The 6,650-nt window shown below is 74.3% G+C and carries 1 protein-coding gene; it reads left to right on the top strand.

The genetic code is table 11. The features are described 5' to 3' along the window. The coding region (locus tag AB0D10_RS45610; RefSeq protein ID WP_360268820.1) for an SDR family NAD(P)-dependent oxidoreductase at positions 1 to 6,650 on the top strand (6,650 nt) is incomplete at both ends.

The following is a 6,650-nucleotide window of genomic DNA, read 5'->3' as shown; positions in this document are numbered from 1 at the left end:
GGCGGAGGGCCTGACGTCGCCCGACTACTGGGTGCGCCACGTCCGCGAGGCCGTCCGCTTCGCCGACGGCATCCGCACCCTCCACGCCGCCGGCGGCCGCCGCTTCCTCGAACTCGGCCCCGACGCCGTGCTCACCGCCCTCACCGCGACTGCGCTGCCCGACGGCGAAGCCGAAGCGATCCCGGCGCTCCGCCGCGACCGGGCCGAAGAGTACACCCTCGTCGATGCGCTCGCCCGTCTCCACGTCCGCGGTGCCACCGTGGACTGGGCCGTGCTGTTCGCCGCCACCGGTGCCCGGCACGTCGACCTGCCGACCTACGCCTTCCAGCGCCGCCGCTTCTGGCCCGCGCCCCTCGCCGCCCGTGGCGGCGACGTCCGCTCCGCCGGCCTCGGCTCCACCACGCACCCCATGCTGGGCGCCGCCGTTGAACTGGCCGACGAGGACGGGCTGGTGCTCACCGGATCCCTGTCGACGGCGGCGTTCCCGTGGCTGGCCGACCACATCGTCCGAGGCGCGGTCCTGGTCCCCGGCGCGGGCCTGCTCGAACTGGCGCTGCGGGCCGCGGCCGAGGTGGGCTGCGGCCTGGTGGAGGAGTTGACGCTGGCGGCACCCCTGGTGCTGCCCGAGCACGGTGCACTCCAGCTCCAGCTCCGCGTCGGGACACCGGACGCCACCGGCGGCCGGGAGCTCACCGTCCACTCCCGGCCGGACGGGGACCCGGACGCCGGGTGGGTGCGGCACGCGGCCGGTTCGCTGGCCGTCGGCGGAGCCGTCGAGGCCGAGGCCTTCGATGTCTGGCCGCCGGTCGACGCCGAGCCGCTGCCGGTGGAGGGTGCGTACGAGCGGATGGCGGAGGCCGGGTTCGGCTACGGCCACGCCTTCCGGGGCCTGCGTGCCGCCTGGCGGCGCGGCGACGAGCTGTTCGCGGAGGTCGAACTCCCCGAGGAGGTCGAGGCGGACGGTTTTGGTGTGCACCCTGCCCTCCTCGACGCGGCCATGCACGTCGCCATCGTGGACGCCGGGAGCGACGACACCGTGGTCCCGTTCGCGTGGACGGGTGCCGCGCTGCGCGCCGTCGGCGCCTCGGAGGTGCGGGTGCGGATCGTGCGGCTCGACGGTGGCGGGCTGCGGCTCGACCTCGCCGACCCGGCGGGCGGCCCCGTGCTGACGGTGGCCTCCGTGACGGGCCGGGCCGTTTCGGCGGAGCAGCTGGGATCGGTCGACCCGGTCTACGCGGTGGAGTGGGCGGCGCTGCCGGCCGCCCCGGACACGGACACGGAGTGGACGGACTGGGACGCCCTGCCCGCCGAGGGCCCGGCCCCTGAGACCGTCGTCCTGGACTGCGGCGCCTTCGCGAGCTCCGAGGATGTCCCGAGCGGTGTCCGCGTGAATGTCCACGCCGTGCTGGCGGTCCTCCAGGTGTGGCTGGCGGAGGAGCGGTTCGCGGTGTCGCGGCTGGTGGTGGTGACGCGGGGTGCGGTGGCGGTGGGTGCGGGTGAGCCGGTGGATCTGGCGCAGGCTCCGGTGTGGGGTCTGGTGCGGTCCGCGCAGGCGGAGAACCCGGGCCGGTTCGGCCTGCTGGACACGGACGGAGAGGTGCTGATCACCGCCGAGCCGGAGTCGGCCGTGCGCGGTGGAGTCGTCCACGTGCCGCGGCTTTGCCGGCTCCCGCAGCCGGAGGGTGCGATGCCGGTCGGCGCGGACGACACGGTGCTGATCACCGGCGGCACGGGGGGCCTGGGTGCCGTCGTGGCGCGCTACCTGGTGGTGGAGTGCGGGGTTCGCAGTCTGGTGCTGACGAGCCGTCGTGGTCCGGAGGCGCCGGGTGCGGCGGAGCTGGTTGCGGAGTTGTCCGCGCTCGGCGTGGCCGTCGACGTTCGTGCCTGTGACATGGCGGACCGCGAGGCTGTGGCCGCTCTGATCGACACGCTCCCTGAGCTGTCCGCCGTGGTCCACGCGGCCGGTGTCGGTGACAACGGTCTGGTCGGTGCGCTCACGCCCGAGCGCATGGACACGGTCCTGGCGCCGAAGGCCGACGGTGCGTGGTATCTGCACGAGCTGACGAGTCACCTGGATCTGACCGCTTTCGTGATGTTCTCCTCCGCGGGTGGTCTGGTTCTGACCGCGGGCCAGGGCAACTACGCGGCCGCGAACGTCTTCCTCGACGGCCTCGCCGCGCACCGCCGTGCCGCCGGGCTGCCCGCGACCTCGATGGCCTACGGCATGTGGGACGTCGGCGCCGGCCTCGGCCGTGACCTCGCGGACGTCGACCGGACGCGGATGGCCACCCAGGGCGTTCCCGTCCTCGACCACGCGACCGGCCTCGCACTCTTCGCCACCGCCCTGCGCAGCGAGCGCGCGGCCGTCGTCCCGATCCGGGTCGACGCCGCGGCCCTGCGCGCCCGCACGGACGAGGTCCCCGCGCTCCTGCGCGCCCTCGCCACACCGCGCAGGCGTGCCGAGCTGCCCGCGAGCGGCCGGGCGGCCGAGAGCGGCCTGGCCGAGCGCCTCGCCGGGCTGGGGGAGAGCGAGGGCCGGCGCCTGGCGCTGGAGCTCGTGCGGACGGAGGTCGCCGCCGTGCTCGGCCACGCGTCCGCGGAGGCGATCGCGCCCGAGCGCGCGTTCCAGGAGCTCGGCTTCGACTCCCTGGCCGCGACCGACCTGCGCAACCGCCTCAACAAGCGCACGGGCCTGCGCCTGCCCGCCACGCTCGCCTTCGACTTCCCCAACGCCCGGGCCGTCGCGGAGCACCTCCTCGACTTGGCCGGCGCGGGTACGGAGGCGACGCCGACGACCGGCACCGACGCCCGCCCGCACACCTCCGACGAGCCGATCGCGATCGTCGGCATGGCCTGCCGCTACCCCGGCGGCGCGGCCACGCCCGAGGAGCTGTGGCGGCTGCTGGTCGACGGTGTCGACACCGTCACCGGACTGCCGACCGACCGCGGCTGGGACATCGAGCACCTCTACGCCCCCGAGCCCGGCAAGGAGGGCCACAGCTACACCCGTCACGGCAGCTTCCTGCACGACGCCGGTGACTTCGACCCCGGATTCTTCGGGATCTCCCCGCGCGAGGCCCTCTACATGGACCCGCAGCAGCGGCTCCTGCTGGAGACCTCGTGGGAGGCGCTGGAGCGGGCCGGCATCGACCCACTGTCGCTGCGAGGCAGCCGGACGGGCGTCTTCGCGGGCGTGATGTACCACGACTACGCGCTCAACACGAACCCCTCGGGCACCAGCGGCGGCAGTGTTGTCTCCGGCCGGGTGTCCTACACGCTGGGCCTGGAGGGCCCGGCGGTGACCGTCGACACGGCCTGCTCCTCCTCGCTCGTCGCCCTGCACCTGGCGGTCCAGGCGCTGCGCAGCGGCGAGTGCTCGCTGGCCCTCGCGGGCGGCGCGACGGTGATGTCGACGCCGGGCATGTTCATCGAGTTCTCGCGGCAGCGGGGGCTGTCCGCGGACGGCCGCTGCAAGGCGTTCGCGGGTTCGGCGGACGGCGTCGGCTGGTCGGAGGGCGTCGGGGTGCTGCTCGTCGAGCGGCTGTCCGATGCGGAGCGGAACGGGCACCGGGTGCTCGCGGTGATCCGCGGCACCGCCGTCAACCAGGACGGTGCGAGCAACGGCTTCTCGGCGCCGAACGGTCCGTCGCAGCAGCGGGTGATCCGCCAGGCGCTGGCGAGCGCCGGGCTGTCCGCGTCGGACGTGGACGCCGTCGAGGCTCACGGCACGGGGACGACGCTGGGCGACCCGATCGAGGCCCAGGCGCTCCTCGCCACCTACGGGCAGGACCGTGAACTGCCGCTGCTCCTCGGCTCGATCAAGTCGAATATCGGGCACGCGCAGGCGGCGGCCGGTGTGGCCGGCGTGATCAAGATGGTGCTGGCGATGCAGCACGGCGTGCTGCCGAAGTCGCTGCACATCGACCGACCCTCGCCACACGTCGAGTGGTCGGAGGGCGCGGTCGAGCTGCTGGCCGAGGCACGGGACTGGCCGGCGACCGGCCGACCGCGCCGGGCGGGCGTGTCCGCCTTCGGGATCAGCGGGACCAATGCGCACGTGATCGTGGAGCAGGGACCCCAGCCCGTGGCCGAACCTGCTACTGGTGGGCTGGAGTCGGGCACGCTGCCGTGGCTGCTCGCCGCGGCGACGCCGGAGGCCCTGCGAGTGCAGGCCGAGCGGCTCGCGACCTTCGTCGGCGCGCGGCCGGAGCTCGACGCACTGGACGTCGCCCACTCGCTCGTCGCGACGCGTCCGGCGCTGGAGCACCGCGCGGTGCTGCTCGGCGCGGACCGGGAGGAGCTGCTGGCCGGGCTGGACGCGCTGAGCCGGGGTGAACTCGCTCCGGGCGCGGCCATCTCGTCCGCCCGCGCGGGTGGGGCGACGGCGTTCCTGTTCGCCGGGCAGGGGTCGCAACGGCTGGGAATGGGACGGGAGTTGTACGCCCGCTTCCCGGTGTTCGCGGAGGCGTTCGACGCCGTTTGTGCGGGGCTGGACGAGCACTTCGATCGTCCCCTGCGCAGCGTCGTCTGGGGTACGGACGAGGAGTTGCTGAACCGGACGGAGTTCGCCCAGGCGGGGTTGTTCGCGGTCGAGGTGGCGCTGTTCCGGCTGGTGGAATCCCTGGGTGTGCGGCCGGAGTTCGTGGCCGGGCATTCGATCGGTGAGGTCGCGGCTGCGCATGTGGCCGGGGTGTTCTCGCTGTCGGACGCCTGCGCCCTGGTCGCCGCCCGTGGCCGCCTTATGCAGGCGCTGCCGGCCGGTGGCGCGATGCTGGCCGTACAGGCGACGGAGGGCGAAGTCCTGCCACTGCTTGGCGACTTCGTGTCGATCGCGGCCGTCAACGGCCCGACTTCTGTCGTCGTCTCCGGCACGGAGGAGGCCGTCGAAGCGATCGGCGAGTATTTCGCCGATCGCCGGATGACCCGCCTGCGGGTCTCGCACGCGTTCCATTCGCCGCTGATGGATCCGATGCTGGAGGACTTCCGTACGGTCCTCGACGGGCTGACGTACCACGCGCCGTCGATCCCGCTGGTCTCCAACCTGACCGGTGCACTGGTCGACGGCCTCCAGGGGCCCGACTACTGGGTGCGCCACGTCCGCGAGGCCGTCCGCTTCGCCGACGGCATCCGCACCCTCCACGAGGCCGGCGGCCGCCGCTACCTCGAACTCGGCCCCGACGCCGTCCTTTCCAACCTCGTGCAGGGCATCCTCGACGACCCGGTCGCCGCCGGCACGTGCGTCGTGCCCGCCCTGCACGCGGACCGGGACGAGGAGGCGAGCCTGATCCGCGCGCTCGGCCGGCTGCACACGGCCGGAGCCGAGGTGGACTGGTCCGTCTTCTTCGCCGGCAGCGGCGCCCGGACGGTGGAACTGCCCACCTACGCGTTCCAGCGCCGCCGCTTCTGGCTCGACGCGACGATCCCGCTCGGCGATCTGGGCGCGGTCGGCGTGGGCGCCTTCGCGCACCCGCTGCTCGGTGCCGCCGTCGACCTGTCCCACACGGACGGGTTCCTCCTCACCGGCCGGGTGTCGCTGGAGTCCCACCCGTGGCTGGCTGATCACCAGGTCCTGGACACCGTCCTGGTGCCGGGCGCGGCGCTGGTCGAACTCGCCCTGCGGGCCGCCGCCGAGGTGGGCTGTGAGTCGGTGGAGGAACTGACCCTCGCCGCACCGCTGGTGCTTCCGGAGCGGGGCGCCGTCCAGCTGCACGTGCGGGTCGGTGGCCCGGACGCCTCGGACCGGCGTGCGGTGACCATCCATTCGCGGCCGGACGGGGACCCGGACGCCGGGTGGGTGCGGCACGCGGCCGGTTCGCTGGCCGTCGGCGGAACCGTCGAGGCCGAGGCCTTCGAGGTCTGGCCGCCGGTCGACGCCGAGCCGCTGCCGGTGGAGGGTGCGTACGAGCGGATGGCAGAGGCCGGGTTCGGCTACGGTCCGGTGTTCCGGGGCCTGCGTGCCGCCTGGCGGCGCGGCGACGAGCTGTTCGCCGAGGTCGCGCTGCCCGAGGGCGTCGAGTCGGACGGTTTCGGTCTGCACCCGGCGTTGCTCGATGCGGCCATGCACGCCGCGATCCTGGCCGGCGGCGAGCGGGGGACGATGATCCCGTTCGCCTGGACCGGAGTGTCCCTGTCCGCCGTCGGCGCCTCGGAGGTGCGGGTGCGGATCGTGCGGCTCGACGGCGGCGGGCTGCGGCTCGACCTCGCCGACCCGGCGGGCGGGCCGGTGCTGTCCGTGGGCGCGATGGTGAGCAGGGCGGTGTCGGCGGAGCAACTGGGTTCGGCGGGCCCGCTCTACGGGATCGAGTGGGCGGAGCTGTCGAACGGGCCTGCCGCAGAGAGCTCCTGGGCTCGGTGGGAGGACGTGTCGAACTCCGAGGAGCCGACGCCCGACGTGGTCGTCCTGGACTGCGGCGACTTCGTGAGCCCCGACGTCCCGAGCGGTGTCCGCGTGAGCGTCCACGCCGTGCTGGCGGTCCTCCAGGTGTGGCTGGCGGAGGAGCGGTTCGCGGTGTCGCGGCTGGTGGTGGTGACGCGGGGTGCGGTGGCGGTGGGTGAGGGTGAGCCGGTGGATCTGGCGCAGGCTCCGGTGTGGGGTCTGGTGCGGTCCGCGCAGGCGGAGAACCCGGGCCGGTTCGGCCTGCTGGACACGG

Source organism: Kitasatospora sp. NPDC048545, assembly GCF_040651155.1.
Taxonomy (GTDB): domain Bacteria; phylum Actinomycetota; class Actinomycetes; order Streptomycetales; family Streptomycetaceae; genus Kitasatospora.
Note: the sequence above shows the minus strand (reverse complement) of the source record. Positions and strands in the feature narration are given on the sequence as shown.